Annotated in this window: 20 protein-coding genes and 1 riboswitch; of the genes, 12 read left to right on the top strand and 8 right to left on the bottom strand. The window is 39.3% G+C overall.

What is annotated here, in order from left to right:
* Positions 1 to 5: 5 nt before the first annotated feature.
* The 4 genes from plsY to MHB58_RS09295 all read left to right on the top strand — a co-directional run bounded on the left by plsY (position 6) and on the right by MHB58_RS09295 (position 2,679).
* Positions 6 to 608: a glycerol-3-phosphate 1-O-acyltransferase PlsY gene (plsY, locus tag MHB58_RS09310; RefSeq protein ID WP_008408785.1), complete on the top strand. Its 603-nt coding sequence runs from the start codon at positions 6 to 8 to the stop codon at positions 606 to 608.
* Between the two features lie 110 nt (positions 609 to 718).
* Positions 719 to 1,009, top strand: coding sequence for a HesB/YadR/YfhF family protein (locus MHB58_RS09305; RefSeq protein ID WP_008408787.1), 291 nt, complete (start codon positions 719 to 721; stop codon positions 1,007 to 1,009).
* Positions 1,010 to 1,155: 146 nt separating this feature from the next.
* Positions 1,156 to 1,782, top strand: a complete 627-nt coding sequence (locus MHB58_RS09300) for a YczE/YyaS/YitT family protein (RefSeq protein ID WP_039967526.1) — start codon at positions 1,156 to 1,158, stop codon at positions 1,780 to 1,782.
* Between the two features lie 126 nt (positions 1,783 to 1,908).
* Positions 1,909 to 2,679, top strand: coding sequence for an ABC transporter ATP-binding protein (locus tag MHB58_RS09295; RefSeq protein ID WP_014823881.1), 771 nt, complete (start codon positions 1,909 to 1,911; stop codon positions 2,677 to 2,679).
* 50 nt (positions 2,680 to 2,729) lie between these two features.
* On the opposite strand, the gene metA is transcribed toward MHB58_RS09295, so the two are convergent.
* The 4 genes from metA to MHB58_RS09275 all read right to left on the bottom strand — a co-directional run bounded on the left by metA (position 2,730) and on the right by MHB58_RS09275 (position 9,059).
* Positions 2,730 to 3,671, bottom strand: a complete 942-nt coding sequence (gene metA / locus MHB58_RS09290) for a homoserine O-acetyltransferase MetA (RefSeq protein ID WP_014823882.1) — start codon at positions 3,669 to 3,671, stop codon at positions 2,730 to 2,732.
* Positions 3,672 to 3,827: 156 nt separating this feature from the next.
* Positions 3,828 to 3,935: riboswitch (SAM riboswitch) on the bottom strand.
* A gap of 72 nt (positions 3,936 to 4,007) precedes the next feature.
* Complete coding sequence (locus MHB58_RS09285) at positions 4,008 to 4,751, bottom strand: nucleoside-diphosphate sugar epimerase (RefSeq protein WP_340735076.1); 744 nt, start codon at positions 4,749 to 4,751, stop codon at positions 4,008 to 4,010.
* A gap of 15 nt (positions 4,752 to 4,766) precedes the next feature.
* Complete coding sequence (locus MHB58_RS09280) at positions 4,767 to 8,513, bottom strand: AAA domain-containing protein (protein ID WP_014823884.1); 3,747 nt, start codon at positions 8,511 to 8,513, stop codon at positions 4,767 to 4,769.
* A gap of 120 nt (positions 8,514 to 8,633) precedes the next feature.
* Entirely contained in the window at positions 8,634 to 9,059 is a 426-nt protein-coding gene (locus MHB58_RS09275) for an acyl-CoA thioesterase (RefSeq protein WP_014823885.1), read from the bottom strand.
* A 242-nt stretch (positions 9,060 to 9,301) separates the two neighbouring features.
* On the opposite strand from MHB58_RS09275, the gene MHB58_RS09270 reads away from it, so the two are divergent.
* From MHB58_RS09270 to MHB58_RS09255, 4 genes are all read left to right on the top strand, one after another.
* Positions 9,302 to 10,195, top strand: a complete 894-nt coding sequence (locus MHB58_RS09270; protein ID WP_340735075.1) for an AraC family transcriptional regulator — start codon at positions 9,302 to 9,304, stop codon at positions 10,193 to 10,195.
* 234 nt (positions 10,196 to 10,429) lie between these two features.
* Positions 10,430 to 10,765 (top strand): L,D-transpeptidase, encoded by a 336-nt coding sequence (locus tag MHB58_RS09265; protein WP_339264524.1) that lies wholly within the window; start codon positions 10,430 to 10,432, stop codon positions 10,763 to 10,765.
* A gap of 127 nt (positions 10,766 to 10,892) precedes the next feature.
* Positions 10,893 to 11,066 carry a hypothetical protein gene (locus MHB58_RS09260; RefSeq protein WP_008407084.1) on the top strand — a complete coding sequence of 58 codons (174 nt, stop codon included), beginning with the start codon at positions 10,893 to 10,895 and terminating at the stop codon, positions 11,064 to 11,066.
* A 134-nt stretch (positions 11,067 to 11,200) separates the two neighbouring features.
* Positions 11,201 to 11,356: a hypothetical protein gene (locus tag MHB58_RS09255; protein ID WP_014823888.1), complete on the top strand. Its 156-nt coding sequence runs from the start codon at positions 11,201 to 11,203 to the stop codon at positions 11,354 to 11,356.
* 66 nt (positions 11,357 to 11,422) lie between these two features.
* Here the strand turns inward: MHB58_RS09255 and MHB58_RS09250 are convergent, their stop codons facing one another.
* A complete protein-coding gene (locus MHB58_RS09250; protein ID WP_340735074.1) occupies positions 11,423 to 13,264 on the bottom strand; it encodes a DNA ligase D in 1,842 nt (613 codons plus the stop codon).
* A gap of 104 nt (positions 13,265 to 13,368) precedes the next feature.
* Here MHB58_RS09250 and ku point away from each other — a divergent pair, with 104 nt between their 5' ends.
* Entirely contained in the window at positions 13,369 to 14,193 is an 825-nt protein-coding gene (gene ku / locus MHB58_RS09245) for a non-homologous end joining protein Ku (RefSeq protein WP_014823890.1), read from the top strand.
* A gap of 47 nt (positions 14,194 to 14,240) precedes the next feature.
* On the opposite strand, the gene MHB58_RS09240 is transcribed toward ku, so the two are convergent.
* Positions 14,241 to 14,804 (bottom strand): glutathione peroxidase, encoded by a 564-nt coding sequence (locus MHB58_RS09240; protein WP_014823891.1) that lies wholly within the window; start codon positions 14,802 to 14,804, stop codon positions 14,241 to 14,243.
* A gap of 331 nt (positions 14,805 to 15,135) precedes the next feature.
* Between MHB58_RS09240 and MHB58_RS09235 the strand changes: the two genes are divergently transcribed.
* Entirely contained in the window at positions 15,136 to 16,377 is a 1,242-nt protein-coding gene (locus MHB58_RS09235) for an erythromycin esterase family protein (protein ID WP_014823892.1), read from the top strand.
* A 157-nt stretch (positions 16,378 to 16,534) separates the two neighbouring features.
* Here the strand turns inward: MHB58_RS09235 and MHB58_RS09230 are convergent, their stop codons facing one another.
* On the bottom strand, positions 16,535 to 16,906 hold the full coding sequence (locus MHB58_RS09230; RefSeq protein ID WP_014823893.1) for a VOC family protein: 372 nt from the start codon (positions 16,904 to 16,906) through the stop codon (positions 16,535 to 16,537).
* Positions 16,907 to 17,101: 195 nt separating this feature from the next.
* Between MHB58_RS09230 and aac(6') the strand changes: the two genes are divergently transcribed.
* Positions 17,102 to 17,536: an aminoglycoside 6'-N-acetyltransferase gene (aac(6'), locus tag MHB58_RS09225; RefSeq protein ID WP_014823894.1), complete on the top strand. Its 435-nt coding sequence runs from the start codon at positions 17,102 to 17,104 to the stop codon at positions 17,534 to 17,536.
* Positions 17,537 to 17,551: 15 nt separating this feature from the next.
* On the top strand, positions 17,552 to 17,992 hold the full coding sequence (locus MHB58_RS09220) for a GNAT family N-acetyltransferase (RefSeq protein ID WP_014823895.1): 441 nt from the start codon (positions 17,552 to 17,554) through the stop codon (positions 17,990 to 17,992).
* A 56-nt stretch (positions 17,993 to 18,048) separates the two neighbouring features.
* Here the strand turns inward: MHB58_RS09220 and MHB58_RS09215 are convergent, their stop codons facing one another.
* Positions 18,049 to 18,558 (bottom strand): YfiT family bacillithiol transferase, encoded by a 510-nt coding sequence (locus MHB58_RS09215; protein WP_014823896.1) that lies wholly within the window; start codon positions 18,556 to 18,558, stop codon positions 18,049 to 18,051.

Genomic DNA, 18,558 nt, shown 5'->3' with positions numbered 1-18,558 from the left:
AACACTTGATCAACGCGTTAATTATTATTTGTGCTTATTTAATCGGTTCCATTCCATCAGCTTTGTGGATTGGCAAAATTTTTTACAAAACGGACATTCGACAACAAGGCAGCGGCAATCTAGGAACGACCAATACATTTAGGGTATTAGGTAAAAAACCGGGTATTGCCGTATTGCTTATTGATATATTAAAAGGAACGGCTGCGGTATTGCTACCGTTATTGCCGTTTTTTGCAGACAGCACTGTCCACCCGCTATTCTTGGGTGTGATTGCAGCAGCAGGCCATATGTTCCCGATTTTCGCAAGCTTCCGTGGAGGGAAAGCGGTTGCTACAAGCGGCGGTGTTATTTTAGGCTATAATTTACCGTTATTTTTAATTTTAATCATCGTATTTGTCATCGCCTTAAAGTTAACTAAGATGGTGAGCTTGTCATCTATGATTGTATCCGCTGTGGCCGTTATTTATGTAATTGTTCATTGGATGCTGACAGGTGAATATGCATTACTCATTTTAGTTGTCGTTTTGGCAGGCTTTATTTTTTACCGTCACCGTGAAAATATTAAGCGGATTAAAGCGGGTACTGAACCGAAAATTAAAGGATTTTAAACTGTTGACTGAAGGGGTTTCCTTTCAGTCTTTTTTTGTGCCTGAAATTCAGAACGCGAGCTTTGTAAGTTTTTTTTATTTACTGCATAATGGCAATAGAGGTGAAACATATGGAAATCAAACTATCAGAAAAAGCACTCAATTGGTTTAAACAAGAGATGGAAGTAGAAAAAGGCGATTTTATTCGCTTTTATGCACGATATGGAGGTTCTTCACCTTTTCATGAAGGTTTTTCGTTAGGCATGACCCGGGAACAGCCGCATGAAATAGGCGTTGAAACAGTTGTTGAAGGCATTCATTATTATATCGAAAAATCCGATGAATGGTTTTTTAATGAACATCATTTAGTTGTAGATGTCGACAATTCGTCCGATGAATTGCGCTATTCATATGAAAATTAAATACCTATATTCCCTATTCTAATCGGGTCTATTTGCAGCTCAAAAAGTTCAAATGTTTCGAATTTATTGTAAATCCATTTTTGCCGATTCAATCGTTATAATGAGTAAGGATTATATTGAGGATTGATGAGGGATTACATGTGAAAGTGAAACAGGAATTTTATTGGCGCTGCGTATTTTTTATTGCAGGCATCATTGTTTTATCATTAGGCGTCGCATTGACGATCAAAGGACAAATACTGGGCGTTGGGTCATGGGATGTCCTTCATATCGGACTACAAAAAAACTTGGGCTTGACGGTCGGTATGTGGTCCATTATTTTGGGCTTGCTAATTCTGGCTGTTGATACGTTTTTCACAAAAAGATTGCCAAAAGCAGGGACTTATTTGGACATGTTCCTGACAGGGATTTTTATTGATATATTTTTGATAGTATTACCGGATGCGAATACACTGTTAGAACAAACATTGGCGTTTGTTGTTGGCGTTGTCCTGCTCGGCTTCGGCTGCGGGATGTATATGGTCGCAAACCTCGGTGTAGGACCTCGTGATACATTAATGCTGCTGTTGGTGCATCGCCTCGGCTGGAGTGTCAACCGCGCACGGACGACAATGGAAGTAACGGTTGCTGTATTAGGTTTTGTATTGGGCGGACCAGTCGGAGTCGGTACTGTATTTATGGCGTTCGGCTTAGGGCCTGTCGTACAATGGGCACTCAAATGGAACGGAAAGCTGTTCCACCGCGCAGCAGGTGTCGAAAGTGTTGTTATATAAATAATGAGGAGAGCAAGCATTATGCGTTTGCTTTCTTTTTTTTACATTTAAATTGTTACAATTTTCAAAAAATACTTTCACGACAATGAAAAAAGGTGCATAGTAGTAAGTGGAGGTGTTTTTAAAATGATACATATTGAAAATATCCATTTATATCGCAATGACAAAAAGATTTTAAATGATTTAAGCTGGCATGTACAAAAAGGACAGCATTGGGCTATTTTAGGGTTAAACGGATCCGGCAAAACGACGTTGCTGAAAGTTATTAACGGCTATATTTGGCCAAATGAAGGTAAGGTCCAAGTACTGGGTGAAACATATGGCAAGACGTATATACCGAAACTGCGGACACGGATCGGCTGGGTCAGCAATGCGATGATCGATAACTTCAACTGGCAGGATAATGCAATTGAAATCGTGCTCAGCGGAAAATTCGGTGCCCTTCGCCTTTTCAATGATGTGACGGAAGAAGAAATTGACCATGCGGTTTCTATTATGAAGCATTTTCACTGTGACCATTTAGCAAATAAATCATTCGAGCATTTGTCTCAAGGTGAACGGCAGCGTGTTCAAATAGCAAGGGCCATTATGGCTGATCCGGAAATCTTAATATTGGATGAGCCATGTGGCGGTCTGGACTTAATCGAACGGGAAAACTTGCTGCAAACAATAGAACAGATTGCACAGGCAGAAAACGGCCCTACCCTAATTTACGTGACGCATCATGTAGAAGAAATACTTCCTTGTTTTAGCCATGTACTTTTAATGAAAGACGGAAAAAATGTCGAAGCCAATGCACGCGAAGTTGTTTTAACAGACGAATTATTAAGCGATTTCTTCGGGCGGGAAATTAGTTTGCAGATTGAACGCGAACGTGCCTGGGTCGCAATTAAATAAAACGAACCAGCAGGAGTCCATCTCTTGCTGGTTCGTTTCATTTATAAGCATTAAATATGATATTCAATATTTTCATCGACGTAATGCCATTCATACGGCGTTTCTTGGTATACGTAGTAGTTCAGCCAGTTGTAGAACAACAGATGCGAATGGGCACGCCAAACATTTTTCGGTGCCTGCAACGGGTCGTTATTCGGGAAATAGTTGATCGGAATTTCCGTATTGTCCGGATCTTTCTCAATATCTCGGAAGTACTCATCCGATAAAGTCGTTGCATCATATTCCAGATGCCCTGTAATCATAATATGTTTATTGTTTTTCGATTGAACGATAAACACGCCTGCATCATCCGAATAGCTTAATAGTCGCAAGTCAGGGTGTGCCCGCACTTCATCAATTGAAACCGACGTGTGGCGTGAATGCGGTGCCACATACTCATCACTGAATCCCCGCACTAAATCTACTGTTAAATCCGTAATCACATGGGAATAAACACCGGAGCATTTCTTCGGCAATTCGAATTTTCCAATGCCAAAATGGTGATACAAGGCAGCTTGGGCGCCCCAACATATATACATAATCGAAGTGACATGTTCATCTGCCCAGTCCATAACATGCGTAATCTCATTCCAGTAGCCAACATCTTCAAAATCCATTTTCTCTACTGGCGCTCCTGTAATAATGAGCCCATCAAAGCGACGGTGCTTCACTTGGTCGAACGTTCGGTAAAATGTATCTAAATGCGATTTGGAAACATTTTTTGATTCGTATGTAGCCGTGTTTAAAAATGTCACATCTACCTGTAATGGTGTATTACCGAGTAAGCGCAGCAACTGCAGTTCGGTTTTCTCTTTTTCAGGCATTAGATTAAACACTAAAATATTTAATGGTCGAATTTGTTGTGTTTTCGCACGGTCTTCCTCCATGACGAAAATCTTCTCTTTTCTAAGCAGCTCACCCGCCGGTAAATGTTTCGGGATATTAATCGGCATTCCACTTTCCCCCTCATAAACTTTTTCAACAATCTTTTAATAATCTGTAGTTTTCAGGCAATGCATTGTTTTATGAATGAAACAAACTGTTCCAGAACAATATAAAAAGCCCCTCTCATTCCAGCAAAACAGAAATGAGAGGGGCCTTTTTACCCGTTCTTATCTGCCAAGGTTCACACCTTGCTGGAAGTAGCACCTTTCTAGTTGAACTAGAGGTTGCTGAAGCATCATAAGGCCAAGTCCCTCCGCTTCTCTTGATAAGACTATTAAATTGTCATTAGTGTATCATGTACTTTATAATTTTGCAATAATTCTAAAAATATTATTTCACGCTTACTACAACTGTTCTTTTTCTATATTGAATAACATTGTCTCCAGCTGTTCATCCCATACACGTGTCAATGTATTGTATACCCGCATAAAATGTCTGTTTTCCTTTTGATCGAAAAGCAAAAAACATAGGACCGGTATATCATTAATCTGGATCGATTCCGTCGAAACAACACTCGTTATATAGTGCGGTACTTCATCTTCCGCCACCGGTTGTTCGGAAAGTCGCTGTTGTATGAAATCAATCAGCACTCTCTCTTCAATTGCTTCGATTTCTTCTGTTTCGATTGTCGGGAAAGGCTCCGGAAACTCTTCCAAATCCGCAAATTCCTCCAGGTCACCCTCCAATGGCTGCTCATGGATCGGGCTGTATTGAATAAAATAACTTGTTTCTTCAAGCTCCTCTTCAAAAATGCCCGATTCCAGCTGTGCCTTACCCTTAGCGGTAAGTGCAAATTCCTGTTCCTTCACAATCATACCCAGTCGTAACATTTTATTCGTCAAATCATGAATAAATAACGGTTCCACTAACAAAATTTCGGCTAATAACTCAACATTTTTCAGCTTTGCCTTCTCAAATGAAATGAGCATCATCTTCATTAAAATATCCATCGCATTGCGCATCACCGGATGATATTTTACTTCCAATGTGTGAATCGGAATAGCATATTGCATTTGCTTTTTTATTTCAATGGACGGGTTTTGGATGAGTTCTTTCTGCAGCTGTAAAACTGTACTTTGTAAATCCATTCAATCCCCCTGTTTCTACACAGCATAATAGCCGTCTTGCTCTTTTACTGTCGTTAATACATGGGCATACATATCCCGTGTTTTCGCGCTTTTAGGACGCTTTGTGAACATTTCAGTACTGCCGATCATGATCAGCAGTTCCCTTGCGCGGGATAATGCAACATTAAGGCGGCGGTAATCTTTCGCAAACCCGATTTCTCCGCGCTCATTGTCATGGTTCCGCACCATGCTGACGATAATCACATCCATCTCCATCCCTTGGAATTTATCGACTGATCCTGTACGGATGTGTAAATGCGGTACACTGATTTCCTGTTCGATCAAACGGTTGATGCGTTTTACTTGCTCCGCGTAGAAAGAAATAACGCCAACCGATTTTAATGCGTCCTGCGGAATGAATCCTTGTGCTTTCGCTTGTTCTGTCGCTGCATTCAATTCAAGTAGCTGCTGTTTAATTTGTTCCAGCTCAGCCAAATTAAAAAGACTCGAACCTTCTTTCATACGCTCTTCAAAATACGGCTTATCATTTGGAATATCGAGCCATAGTAAATGGTGTTTCCTCGAAATTTTGGATGTTTCAAGGAAATGGTCACGTACAGCATCCGAATCCTCTAACCCGCATTGCAGCTGTTCGGATTCATTTTCGTAAAACGGTGTGATAGTTGACATAATATTTTTATGCATACGATATTGAAGTGCGAGCATTGTTTTGTTTTGTGACGGCAGATTGTTATAAAGTCGCTCGAACAATGATTCTTCCAGTAACTTTTCAAGCTCCCGTTTTTCTTCAAATGTTGTACTTTCCTTCACAACTTGCTCCAATGTCTCTTCAAACGTCGCATCCCCGACAAGTGGCGGCAGCTGGTGATGATCCCCAACTAAAATGATTTTGGCACCTTTTAACATCGGCAGTAACAGTTCAGGTGGTGTTGCTTTCGAAACTTCGTCAATAATGACAACATCAAATGTCGGATAGTTGTCCATAAACTCTTTATTCGCTGAAGCAACACATGTTGTTCCGATGACATTGGCGTGTTTCACATACAGTTTGCGGATTTCCTCCAAGTCATGGGCATTGGCATTTTTCAATAAGCCGTGCCATTCGTTTTGAAGTTCCGCTGTTACCGGAAGCAAACTAATTTTCACTTCTAGAGTCGCAATCTGTTCAGTAAGCTGTTCGATCTTTTCGTTTACTTCGATGATCGCTAGCTCAGGGTTCTGCTTTGTCAGCTGCTCCAGTTCTGTCCGGCGTTTTTCAAGCTGGACGCCTTCGCTGTTGATCCCTTTAAAGCGAACTGTTAACTGTTCGACAGTCTCAGTACCAAGGGCAATCTGTTCATTTAAAACTGCCAGCTCCTCCGCCTTTTTGTTCAGTTGAAGCTCCACTTTTTCACGGTTTTGGCGCTGTGTTTCAGTTTTCATCTGATCCAGTTCATTTGTTGCGAGCAGTTCTTCCAGCTCATCCGTTGTATGGGTCAGCATAATCGATGGATCAATTTTTTCATTGATCGCATCCATTTGGGATTTTACCGCTGTTGCCTCTTCTTCCAATTGCTGAAGATGCTGTGCCTTCACATCATTTTGCTCTTTAAACTGAAGAATAATTTCTTCTTTCAGCTTTTCGAAAATGAGCACCGTTTCACGGATTGCATCCATATATTTATTGTTCAGCTGCTCGATATATTGCATGCGCAAATGAATGCCCTGAATGGAGCGGGTTCCGTTTTGGGCATTTACGCGACGGTCCCGAAAAGCGATGCTAAGCTTCGTCAAAAACTCCTGAATCTCTTCAAGGGTATAATGATGGCCCATATCCAGCCTATCCGGTGTTACATGAATACCTAACGCCGTTTCACTGTAATGCAATGCCTTTTCCAGACGTTCCTTCACATCTTTAATCGGTTTATACTGCTCCATTTGCGGCTGAATTCGATCAAGCGCTGTAAGTAAACGGTCCATTGCATAGTTCCGGCGAATATTGTATTCACTCATGAACTCTTCAATTTCATATACCTTTTTCAACGATGTGATTTTATCTACGAGCAAATCATACTGTGACGTTTCATTTGCCTTTTCGATATGCGTGTTGATCCCATTAAAGCGCTGCTGGAAGTTTTCAAGTTGCGCTTTATAGTGACTTTGCTTAAGTTGCTGCTGGAAGTTTTCTCTCGCTTCTTTTAACTGTTGCGCTTGTTCAGTCAGTTGTTCGACAGTCGAGCCGTCTTTTAATTGCTGTTCAAAATTCGCAACGGTTTCTGCTACTGTGCTCTGTGTTGCCTGCAGTTTTTCCAGTTTGCGTTCATTGTCTTCCAGTTCTTTTTTGCATTCAGTCAGTTCTTTTTTCAATGCCAGGATCTTTTCGGCCAAAACATGCAATTCGGCTTTTGCCGCTTCTTTTTGTGCAATTTGCAGTTCGAGCTCTTTTTGTTTTTGTTCAAGCGCTGCAATTTCATTTTGTGCTTGATTGATCTCATTATTTAAAAGCTGTTCTTTTCTTTCATGCAGCGAAATTTCATGGCCGATTGCTTCGAATGTCTGCTCCTGCCAATAGGTCGCAACATTTTCTTCAATGAACTTTTTCCCTTCTTCTTCAATGCTTTCTGTACGACCGTAGCGTAAAATCCGGATATCCTTGTTTGATAAAAGCCGGCTTAATGCATTGTCGACTGCTAAGTTTGATTGGGAAGCAACAAGTGTTTTCAGTCCTGCTTTTGCATTTTGATAGCAAATTTCCGAAATAACTGTCGTTTTACCAGTACCCGGCGGACCTTGAATGACATACAGATCTTCGGAACTCATCGCCCCTTCGACTGCCTGTTGCTGGTAAGGATTCAGCCGATTATGAAAATGTAGAGGAATCGTTTGTCTGCGTTCGACAATGACTGGTTTATCTTCAAATAGAATCGTTTCGAGGTTCGCATTTGCGGCCAATCCTTCTTTTAAACGTTCAAACCCTTTTAAAAGGCGTTTTAGCTGAGATTTCGTTGCAGCATTGGAGAATTCGATGTCTTCTGATTGGAACTGAAGCTCATTTCTCCGCGCTAAATTACTGTAATACGGTTTTAACGCAATTTCGACGGTATTCTCGTTACGCCGGATTTTGGCAACATCTCCGATTTCCTGGACATAGCCGCGTAAACGCGCACTTAGCCCCTCCAGCTGTTTCCACTGTTTTTTATCAAGGTTATTAATTCGGACGGTCATATGAGAAAAGTCGGCATCAAACGTCACACTTGAAAAACGGGCGTGAATATCTTCAATGTCCGCATTTTTGTTCAATACTTTTAAATAGCCTTCCCAGCTGCTGATTCGCTTATTGACATAATCAAAGCGTTCCTGTGCAATCGGTAATTCGTCAATTGCCTTTAGAAACGGCTCCTGGTATGTATGGCCGCTAATACGGGAGGCAACGAAGCGGATTTTCATCGTGGCGCGGCGATTTGTGACAACCGGTGTCCCTTTGCCGCGTGTTCGAAAACTTTTCGCCACAAGCCCGTTTTTCGGGTCGAAAACACAGTCCATGATGACAACGCGCTCTTCAAACTTGTTTTTAAGCTTTACATTTTTTTCATTGTCGAAAAAGATGGTCAAATGCGTCTGCTCTGCATCGACTGATACTTTCTCGATCGCGACAATGAAATATTGCTGTAAATTAAAAAAGGCGTGTTCATCTGGAACATGCTCCTTCATCGCTTCACGTGCCGTATTCGTCAATAAAATATGACAGCGGGTTTGAATATTCGCGATTGTTTTTGGTGCCATGAACACACCTCCCTCATAGTTTTTTATATACAGTTCCGTTAGGTCGTATATGATTATAACAATATTCGTCTGTTCGATAAAGAAAAAATGCCCTGTTATCAATTTAACAGGACATGTCGATTAACTTTGAATTTTCGCAACTTCCGCATATTTGGCATCCCAAGCAGCATCAATCTTTTTCAATGCGACCGGACGGAAGTTTTCCTTTTTCACTAAAATATGTTGAGACTTCGCCGTTACGGCAACGGTGCCGTCTTCATGCAGAATTTCATAGCCATATGTAGTACGAAGCTTCGTATGTTCTTCAATCCATGTGCGAACGGTCGCCGTTTGTCCATAGCGCATCGCCGCTTTATATTGAATCGAGAAATCCATAACAGGTGATAAATACCCGTCTTCTTCAAGCTTCGCATAATTAAATCCTAAATCCTTCACAATCTGTGAACGCCCGATTTCGCACCAAATGATGTAATTGGCATGATAAACTACACCCATCTGATCGGTCTCCGCATAGCGCACTTCTACTGTTGTTTCTGAAATAAACATTCTCTTCACCTCTAGAGATATTATAGCGCTAAAATGATTGAGTTGTAAGGATAAAAAATCGATATGCTGTTTTAAATAGGGTAATTGATGAAGTGTTTAAACTAAACCAGTAATCCAATATCATCACGCTTCTTTACTTTTTCTTTCAATTTCCAAATACAGCAATTTTGGAACAGTTTTCCTCCAGAGCTCTGGTATACTGATTTTACTGTACGAATGACTATACAGCTAGGGGGATATAAATGGACACAGTAGAAACTTTACAGGGGATTTTAGAGTTTATCGATGAAAATATTACTGAAAATATCAGTCCGGATATTTTGGCTGCACAAGCGGGTTATTCAACTTGGCATTTCAGCCGGGTATTCCAATGGGGTACCGGATATTCGGTGATGACCTACGTCCGGAACCGACGACTTGCCTTTGCTGCACATGAACTTTCTTCAGGCAAACGGATTCTCGATATTTCAGTGGAATATGGGTTTGAGACACACTCTGGATTCAGTAAAGCTTTTCGGCGTTATTACGGCTGTTCACCAGGAACTTACCGTTTGCATGCGCATTGTGGCCGACCATTCCCGCCAAGCTTAACCTGTACGTACAAATACTTTATCGGAGGAATTGTTATGGAACCTAAATTTGTTACACTGCCTGCTATTAAACTTGCCGGATATGCCATTAAAACAACGTCAACTGGCGGAGAAAACTCTACAGCAATCCCAGCATTTTGGGATGACTATATGAGCGGCGGAAAAATGGAAAAACTTCACTCGGAAAACTTTATTAAAAAGCATGATGAATATGGGGTATGCTTCCCGGAAGACCCGTCAACCGGAGAGTTTGAATATGTAATCGGGGTCGAACCAAAAGCTGGGACAAAAATTGCTGACGAATACCATGTTTGTGAAATACCTCCCGCAACTTATGCCGTATTTTCTACACCCCCTTCTGACGCTAAAAACTTTGTAGCCGCCATTCAGGGAACATGGAATTATATTTTTAATGAATGGTTTCCTAAGTTGGGGTTCGAGTATGCACCAGGTTGTAATGACTTTGAACTATACGATGACCGTTGCATGCTTGATGAAGGGAAAATTTGCGATATCTATATTCCAGTAGTGAAGTCACAAAAATAAAATCTGAATAAGCTTTTCCAACGATTTCACCTCTAATTATTACGTTAATAATGAACTGGTCTTCATGTAATTATTTTGGGTTAAGCAGCATATATTAGAATAAGGGTTTATAGACTTGAGTCGTTGCTCAGGTCTTTTTAAATTCGCCAAGGAATAAGATCGACAAAAATGGTTTCCTCGAATTAACTGATATCTATATTGCTTCATACTATTTTAAAATTGGAGTTGATCTTCATGGCAATATGGATCGACATATCCACTTTAAAACATCGATTAAAGCTAATGGATGACAATAAACTTATAAAAGCTTACCCGATTGCAGTTGGCAAAATATTAACCCCAACACCTTCTGGTACATACACGATCATCAATAAACAACTTAATCCTCCTGCACCATTCGGAGTGCTTTGGATGGGATTGTCAAAGCCTCATTATGGTATACACGGAACGAATAACCCGGCTTCAATTGGTAAGAATCGTTCACATGGATGTATTAGAATGTTTAATCACGATGTTCTGGAATTGTCATCTAGAGTAACCATTGGTACGAAGGTTTTTATTCATAATTAAATTTGTAAAATCATTGACTTACCTTGAATTTCGAACCTTATTTCTAGCATAAATTTATCTAATATAGTTTAAAACTATTATTATTTTGGGAATAACAAAAATAGAAACTTGAAAAGGGGTAATTATCATGAACATTTCAAAATTATTAGGTGTGCCATATGCTAATTTAAAGACAGCTAAAGTATTTGTTAAACCAGGGCAAGTGGTCGTTACATATAATAAGAAAACATATTTTATTGTAAAAAAGGACGTATTTACTAATATTCTTCATCCATTAAACTATAATGCAATTAATTCTTGAGGCTTGAGAGATATTTTTATCTCTCTTTTTTTCTGCCAAATTTACTGAATCGCTATTTTGTCCTACATACAGCACGGATAAATATAAATTTACTTTTCATACTACATCTATACTGTAATAAGGATGTGATTATTGTGGAAGAAACAAAATTTGCAGAACTGGATTTGAATAAACTCGAGGCAATTAAGCAACTGGAACAAAAATTAAATGTTACGCTGATTGCTTATGACTTATCCCCAAGTCATTCAAACCACCATGAGGATGCTCCTATAGTGATTAATCCTTCTTAATGTATAAAAGAAAAGCCTTCGCATAATTTGCGGAAGGCTTTTTTCTAAGTCTGCTGGTGCTACCAGCTACACTTGTTTCCCAGTTATTTGATCTAGAGCAGCTCGGAATGACTGCCGCTCACCCACTTCCCTGAAATTTTTGAAAGGATCCGCCATGCGTTCCAGACGTTTTATTATATTTGGAATCGTGAAAAGATCAGGCGTTAATCCTTCGTTTACTTCTTCCCATAATAATGGAGTGGCGATTAATCCTTTATTATTGCCGCGTGGTGAATATGGTGCCACAATGGTTTTGCCTTCCCGATGCTGGACATAATCCAAATACAGCCTTTTACCCCTGTTTTTCTTCAACCGCTCGATTGTAAACGAATTAGGAAATTGCTGTACGAGAAATCGGCATATAAACTCGGTAAATACACCCGTATCTTCATAAGAAAATGTGTGCAGTGGCAATGGGATATAAATTTGCATGCCCTTTCCGCCAGACGTTTTAATAAAGCTGGTCAGTTTAAAGTAATCCATTATCGTTTTAAATTTTACAGCAGCATCTACCGCCAATCCAAACTCATGAACGGAAGGTGGATCCAAATCGAATACAATTTCTGTCGGCTGTTCTGAAGTGACCGGCTGAAACGGAATATGAAATTCCAAAGCGAGCTGATTTCCCAACCACAGTAGGGATTCGAGATTATTGCACAAGATAAAATGGGTGTCGTCTACTAACTGAGTTGTGATAAATTCCGGCAAGTTTTCGATATAGTTTTTCTGGTAGAAGCTTTCACCGGGTACTCCGTGCGGATAACGGATTACCGTCAATAACCGGTCCTGCAGAAAAGGCATCATCATGGGCGCTACCGTCTGTAAATAATACAAATAGTCATCCTTTGTAATATGGCTAGCAGGAAAAACTGGTTTGTCCGGATGGGTGACGATGACACTTTCCGGAATCGGGTTTAATTGTCTCTGCATTTGCTGCCAGTTGCACTCGGTAACGTCCAGATGATGTTGGAACGAATGAAAGCGCGGCTCTCTCAGTTTACTGCCATCGAAATCAATACAGGCAACGGTTACGCAAATTGAAGGGGGAATCTCGAATATACTTTTCTCCTTCACTGTCCCTTTCGATTTAAAAAAGGCGATCAATGTTTTGCTTTCTTCCTCTGACAAACCATGTTTAAACGAAACCACTTCCATAAGCATGTCTTCTTGATAGATTGCACCATTAAAAAAACCGTTTAATTGATCAAATTTCGTGAGGATGACATTTACATGTTTCCAGTTTTTTATTTTCTGCCAGCTTTTCGTTCTCGTATTTTCCAGCCATTTGCTGCTGCGCTTTTTCGCAATGATCCCTTCCCCATTATGGGACGTTACTTTTTGCCAAATTAAATGCGGATCTTCAAATACATCAATCGCTTGAAGTCTCTTTGGATCATTATATTGAACAGTGTCAAGTAAATTGAGCCGTTCAAAAAGATCGGATAATAATTGTTTTCTTGTTGTTAATCGGCTATTTCCCTTATCTTTCCCTTTTAATTTCAGTAAATCAAACACAATATAATGACATGGAAATGTCTTTGCATTCGATTCGATATTTTTTTGATTCGTCATTTTTCCGCGCTTTTGCACAAACGAGAATTTACTTTGAAAATGATTGATTAAATAAACGATTTCTCCGTCAAAAATCAGCGGTAAATATGGTTCGATTTCAGCATAAATACTCTTACAGAAACGAATGATTTCTGGAAATTTTTCATTTAATACATTCCCATTTCGGCTTTTCATCTCAGGAATATTTTTACCCTTGTCCCAAACTAAAATACAGCGATAACCGTCATACTTTGCCTCATACAACCAATCGTCACCTAATGGAATATCCGGTACATCGGTTAATAACATAGGTTTCACATATAGGCCAACTTTCATTTTTATATTTATGCTTTGTTTTTTTTTCGCAGACAATACATAAATTAAATTTTTAGTCCCATAGTAAGGAAAAATGAGGTGACAACATGCATACTGTCTGGAAAGGTAGTATTAGTTTTGGCTTAGTAAATATTCCCGTAAAGCTACATGCCGCAACTGATAATAAAGACGTTAAACTTCGGCAGCTCCATAAGGAATGCCATACACCGATCAGCTACAAAAAGGTGTGTGAAGGATGTCAGGCCGAAGTAAAGGATGAAGATATCGTAAAGGCATACGAATATACAAAGAACAAATTCGTCGTTTTAGATGAAGAGGATTTGGAAAACTTGCGTAAAGAAAATGAGGACAAATCCGTAGAGATTATAGATTTTGTTAAGCTAGAAGAAATTGATCCGATTTATTTTGAAAAAACATACTATTTATCACCTGATAATACAGGTGGAAAAGCTTATGTCCTATTACGAAAAACGTTGGAGGAATCAGGTAAAATCGGTGTCGCTAAAATTACGATCCGGTCAAAAGAGCAATTGGCCATTGTCCGTGTCTATAAAAATACATTAGTTATGGAGATCATTCATTTCCCGGATGAAGTGCGAGATGTCGGGGATGTACCGAATATACCAAGTGTTGAAGCAGTCGTGCAAAAGGAACTGGATACGGCCCTTATGCTTGTTGAACAATTGACAACAGAGTTTGATCCAACCAAATATACGGATGATTACCGTACAGCGCTCATGCAGCTGATCGAGGAAAAGAAAACGGAAAGTACGGTTGTGGCAAACGAAAAACGACCGCTGCCTGATAATGTGACCGATTTAATGTCCGCATTACAAGCATCCCTGGACAAGACGAAGAAGCCGAAAACGAGAAAACGTGCAACCACTACAAGGACGAAAAAGAATGCATAAAATAAAGCCCATTTCCCTTGAAGGAATGGGCATTATTTGTAATGTGATTATTTTACAGCTGCAGTTTCCAAAAGCTGTTCAATCGCATTTTCGATATCCAGGAATGAAGCATCCGGCTCAAAACGTTGGATGACACGGCCGTTTCGGTCTACTAGGAACTTCGTGAAATTCCAGCGAATATTGCGGCCGATTAAATAATCAGGATAGTTTGTTTGGATTGTATTGTACAAATGTTTTTGCTGCATTGTATCACGTACAAATTCCGGACAATCAACCTCGTGTTTTAAGTAGTTGAATAGCGGATGAGTCTCTTTGCCATTCACATCGATTTTATCAAATACTGGATATGTAACACCGAACTGTAGCTTGCATTGTCTTGCGGACGTTTCTCCGTCTTCCGGGTTCTGCTCGCCAAATTGGTTGCATGGAAATGATAGTACTGTGAACCCTTTTGCTGCATAGCGTTCATATAACTTTTGCATGTCTTCATATTGAAAAGTAAATCCGCAGTTACTTGCCGTGTTCACAATCAACATCACTTGATCACGATAAGTTTCCATTGACAGGATCTCACCGTTCGTTTTTTTCACTAAATAATTATAAATACTCATTAAGTCATTCTCCCTAATTCAGTTAGTATAAAACTATCATATTATAAAATTCTACGAAGTACAAAATTACTAACCTGAAAGTTGTAAAAAGATTAAGACGATTAAGATTTAATGAGCAAAATTAAAGGCGCATTGGATTCACGAGGAATCATGCGCCAAAATCATTCGATGGCTAACCGACCATCGTTACTAGCATCACCACTTATTTTATGTTTATACAAAATAATTTTCTTTTGTTTTTTTAATTTGATCCCGAGTAATTTACACGCAGCTGGGTATTCATATGAGTAGTACGGGAAAGATAACGTTGTATGAAAGGAGCGAAAAAAACATGCCAAGAAAACTGGTAGCTGCAATAAAAGAGCACGCCCTTCCCTTTAATGAACACAATTTAAATAAAATTGTCGAATCGATTGGAAATGCCCAAATTGTGATGATCGGTGAAGCGTCGCACGGTACATCGGAGTTTTACACAGTCCGCGCAGAGTTAACTAAACTTCTGATCAATCAAAAAGGGTTTAATATAATCGCTGTTGAAGGAGACTGGCCATCTGCACAGGCAGTAAACCGCTATGTAAAAGGTTATGAAGATGACAATGCAACTGCCACAACAATTTTAAAGGAATCTTTTAACCGGTGGCCTCAATGGATGTGGGCAAATGAAGAAGTAAAAGAATTCGTAGAGTGGCTAAAGGATAAAAATGACACATTGAGCAATAAAGTCGGGTTTTATGGTATTGATTTATACAGTCTCTTTGAATCGATGGATGAAGTAATACACTTTTTATCTGAAAACCCTAAGTATAAAGCAGATTTTGAGCACGCAAAGAAGGCATTTTCCTGCTTTGAACCTTACAACAGAATGCCCGAACATTATGCCCTTTCCACTGCTCAATTTACGGATGAATGTGTCCATGAAGTAACAGATTTGCTGAAATCACTTCGAAATAACAAGGAACAGTACTCGAATAAACATGAGGAAGATTTAAATGTCATGATGAATGCGCTTGTCGCGAAAAATGCTGAAACGTATTACCGCGAAATGATGCAGGATGCAATCTCGTGGAATACACGCGATTCACATATGGTGGAAGCGATCAATGAATTATTGAAGTATCACGGTGATGATGCAAAAATCATTATTTGGGAACATAATACACATATCGGAGATGCATCCGCCACAAGCATGAAAGAAGATCAGATGATCAACGTCGGTCAACTTATTCGTGAACAATATGGAATGGACAATACTTTTGCGATCGGCTTCGGGACGTATGAAGGTACGGTCATCGCTGCTGACAGCTGGGGAGATCCTTTGCAAATAATCCAAGTTCCCTCTTCCAAACTCAACACATGGGAAGGACAGCTCCACGCAGCTGGAGGACAAGATAAAATACTGATTTTTACTGATGAGAATCGGAAATTATTCAATGATCGGATTGGGCATCGTGCAATTGGTGTTGTCTATCATCCTGAATATGAAGTATACGGGAATTATGTTCCATCCAATATTGGTTCAAGATACGATGCATTTATTTACATTGAGCAGACGAAAGCTTTAAAACCTTTATAAAGCAAGCCTACGTTGATCGTATGGCTTGCTTTTTATTTTTAGGCTCTGTTGAAACGCTGTGATATAACGTATTAAGGAAAGATAGATTCGCTTTAATATTTTTATCTTTTCATCATTTTTGTTGTGTAATGATATTAGGTAATATATTTATCATTAATCACCAGTGAACTTGAAGTTTATTCCCATTTGGGTCATAAAAATGGAAAAAGGCATGCCCATTATCTTCTTTTATATCTTCGACCGTAACTTGATGATCAATTAAGTGTTGATGAAATTTAAATAGTTCAGGACTCGTGAAGCCAATGCTAAATTCCTGGTTATTATCAATTGTGAAATGGGCAAATGTTTCATCTTCAGTAGGAACTAAGATTAATAAGAATGGTCCTTCATTTACTTTTAAAATGGCTCTTTCCACAGTATTGTTTAGTAATTGGAACCCTAATATATCACTGTACCATTGTGCAGACACTTCTAAATGCTTTACAGGAATTCGAATATAATGGACTTGTTCAATGAATGACTTACTCAAAGCAATTTCTCCCCTTTATTAAATCAGCTATTTAAAAGAGTTCCCTTTTTAAAAGCCTTTTCCCTTCCAATTTTTGCAATAGCTCGACCTTTAAATGAAAATAAATTTTTTGACGATCCAGTGCATAACCACCTATTACCTTCCATTTTATTCTATAATAGTAATTATACTTATTACTATAAACAGGAGGAACCTATGATTAAAGAAGCCACACTGGACCAAGCATCTGCAGCAGCTCACCTTGCTTTACTCCTTTGGCCAGGTAATGATTTACAAGAATTCGTACAGAACATGGAAGACGTTATTACAAACCAGAACAGTACTATTTTCTTAGCATTTAACGATGGAGAACCAATTGGTTTTGCACAATGTCAGCTCCGGTTTGACTATGTAGAGGGTACACATTCCACACCAGTTGGCTATTTGGAAGGCCTATATGTAGTGGAGGCTTCCCGTAGACAGCATTTCGCGCAACGGTTAGTACAAGCATGTGAACATTGGGCTAAAACAAAGGGATGTACAGAGTTTGCAAGCGACTGCGAATTGTCTAATCAGGACAGTATAAACGTTCATCTTAAATTAGGCTTTACAGAAGCAAACCGCATTGTCTGTTTTACGAAAAAACTTTAAAAGGAGCGATTCATAGTGGAACTTAAAAGAATGAAAGAATCCGATTTAGCAACATGTACAGAAACATTTATAAAAGTATTTAATGCAGAGCCGTGGAATGACAACTGGAACGATGAAAGTGCGCACCATTATTTATCCGATTACTACAATACCCCAAACTTTCTAGGTGTAATTGCTATCGAAAATGATGTACTGCTTGGCTTTATAATGGGCGTGCAACGGAAGTGGTATAGTGGCGATGAATATTTCATCCATGAAATGTGCGTCGATCAAACGTTGCAAAATAAAGGAATTGGAAAAGCGATGCTCAACTATTTAGAAATCCAGTTGAAAGAGAAATCAGTTGAATCGATGACACTGCTCACAAACCGAAATATTCCGGCAGAACATTTTTATAAAAACAATGGCTTTGATGAAATTGAACGTCTCGTCTTTTTATATAAGGAAATAAAATAGTAGACTTACAAAAAAATGGCTTACCACTGTTTGGTAAGCCATTACAATAAAAATAATTAATTTGATAGGGCGATTTTAATATGAGCGAAATGATGCTCTTCATGCCATGCCAATTTCGCTAATTTTTTGGAAACTGTGATTGGCCCGTTTGTCTCATGTGTAAATTCACGTTTTAGCTGGTCTTCAGTTATACGTTGACCTAACGAAACGATCCGCTCATTAATACCTTCAAGCATTTTAATCGAACTTTCTACAGGTAAGTCATTGTCTGGCAGTACTGCCCACTTTTCTTGATTAAATCCCGGCACTGTCGGGTTATCGTCCGTTAGTGCCAGCTTCAGCCGCTGATACATGTTCAGCTGTGAATCAGCAATATGATGAACAAGCTGACGAACTGTCCACGCACCTTCGCGGTAAGTTTTGTTTAACTGCTCTTCATTTAATGAATCGACCACTTCTCTTAAACGTGTCGTAAATGATTCCGTTTGTTGTAACCATTCCTTTACATTGGCAAGTGTCACTTGTTCAGGTACTTGCAATGGACCAATAGGAAACTTTACATCCAT

Origin of the sequence: Solibacillus sp. FSL K6-1554, from assembly GCF_038005185.1 — a bacterium.
Classification (GTDB): Bacteria; Bacillota; Bacilli; order Bacillales_A; family Planococcaceae; genus Solibacillus; species Solibacillus silvestris.
This window is presented reverse-complemented; position numbering and strand designations above follow the sequence as displayed.

Excerpts from the sequence above, each read along its gene's own strand:
- MHB58_RS09305 (WP_008408787.1), top strand. The coding sequence starts at position 719 with ATGGAAATCAAACTATCAGAAAAAGCACTCAATTGGTTTAAACAAGAG.
- MHB58_RS09295 (WP_014823881.1), top strand. The coding sequence starts at position 1,909 with ATGATACATATTGAAAATATCCATTTATATCGCAATGACAAAAAGATT.
- metA (WP_014823882.1), bottom strand. The coding sequence starts at position 3,671 with ATGCCGATTAATATCCCGAAACATTTACCGGCGGGTGAGCTGCTTAGA.
- MHB58_RS09285 (WP_340735076.1), bottom strand. The coding sequence starts at position 4,751 with ATGGATTTACAAAGTACAGTTTTACAGCTGCAGAAAGAACTCATCCAA.
- MHB58_RS09280 (WP_014823884.1), bottom strand. The coding sequence starts at position 8,513 with ATGGCACCAAAAACAATCGCGAATATTCAAACCCGCTGTCATATTTTA.
- MHB58_RS09275 (WP_014823885.1), bottom strand. The coding sequence starts at position 9,059 with ATGTTTATTTCAGAAACAACAGTAGAAGTGCGCTATGCGGAGACCGAT.
- MHB58_RS09270 (WP_340735075.1), top strand. The coding sequence starts at position 9,302 with ATGGACACAGTAGAAACTTTACAGGGGATTTTAGAGTTTATCGATGAA.
- MHB58_RS09265 (WP_339264524.1), top strand. The coding sequence starts at position 10,430 with ATGGCAATATGGATCGACATATCCACTTTAAAACATCGATTAAAGCTA.
- MHB58_RS09260 (WP_008407084.1), top strand. The coding sequence starts at position 10,893 with ATGAACATTTCAAAATTATTAGGTGTGCCATATGCTAATTTAAAGACA.
- ku (WP_014823890.1), top strand. The coding sequence starts at position 13,369 with ATGCATACTGTCTGGAAAGGTAGTATTAGTTTTGGCTTAGTAAATATT.
- MHB58_RS09240 (WP_014823891.1), bottom strand. The coding sequence starts at position 14,804 with ATGAGTATTTATAATTATTTAGTGAAAAAAACGAACGGTGAGATCCTG.
- MHB58_RS09235 (WP_014823892.1), top strand. The coding sequence starts at position 15,136 with ATGCCAAGAAAACTGGTAGCTGCAATAAAAGAGCACGCCCTTCCCTTT.
- MHB58_RS09215 (WP_014823896.1), bottom strand. The coding sequence starts at position 18,558 with ATGGATGTAAAGTTTCCTATTGGTCCATTGCAAGTACCTGAACAAGTG.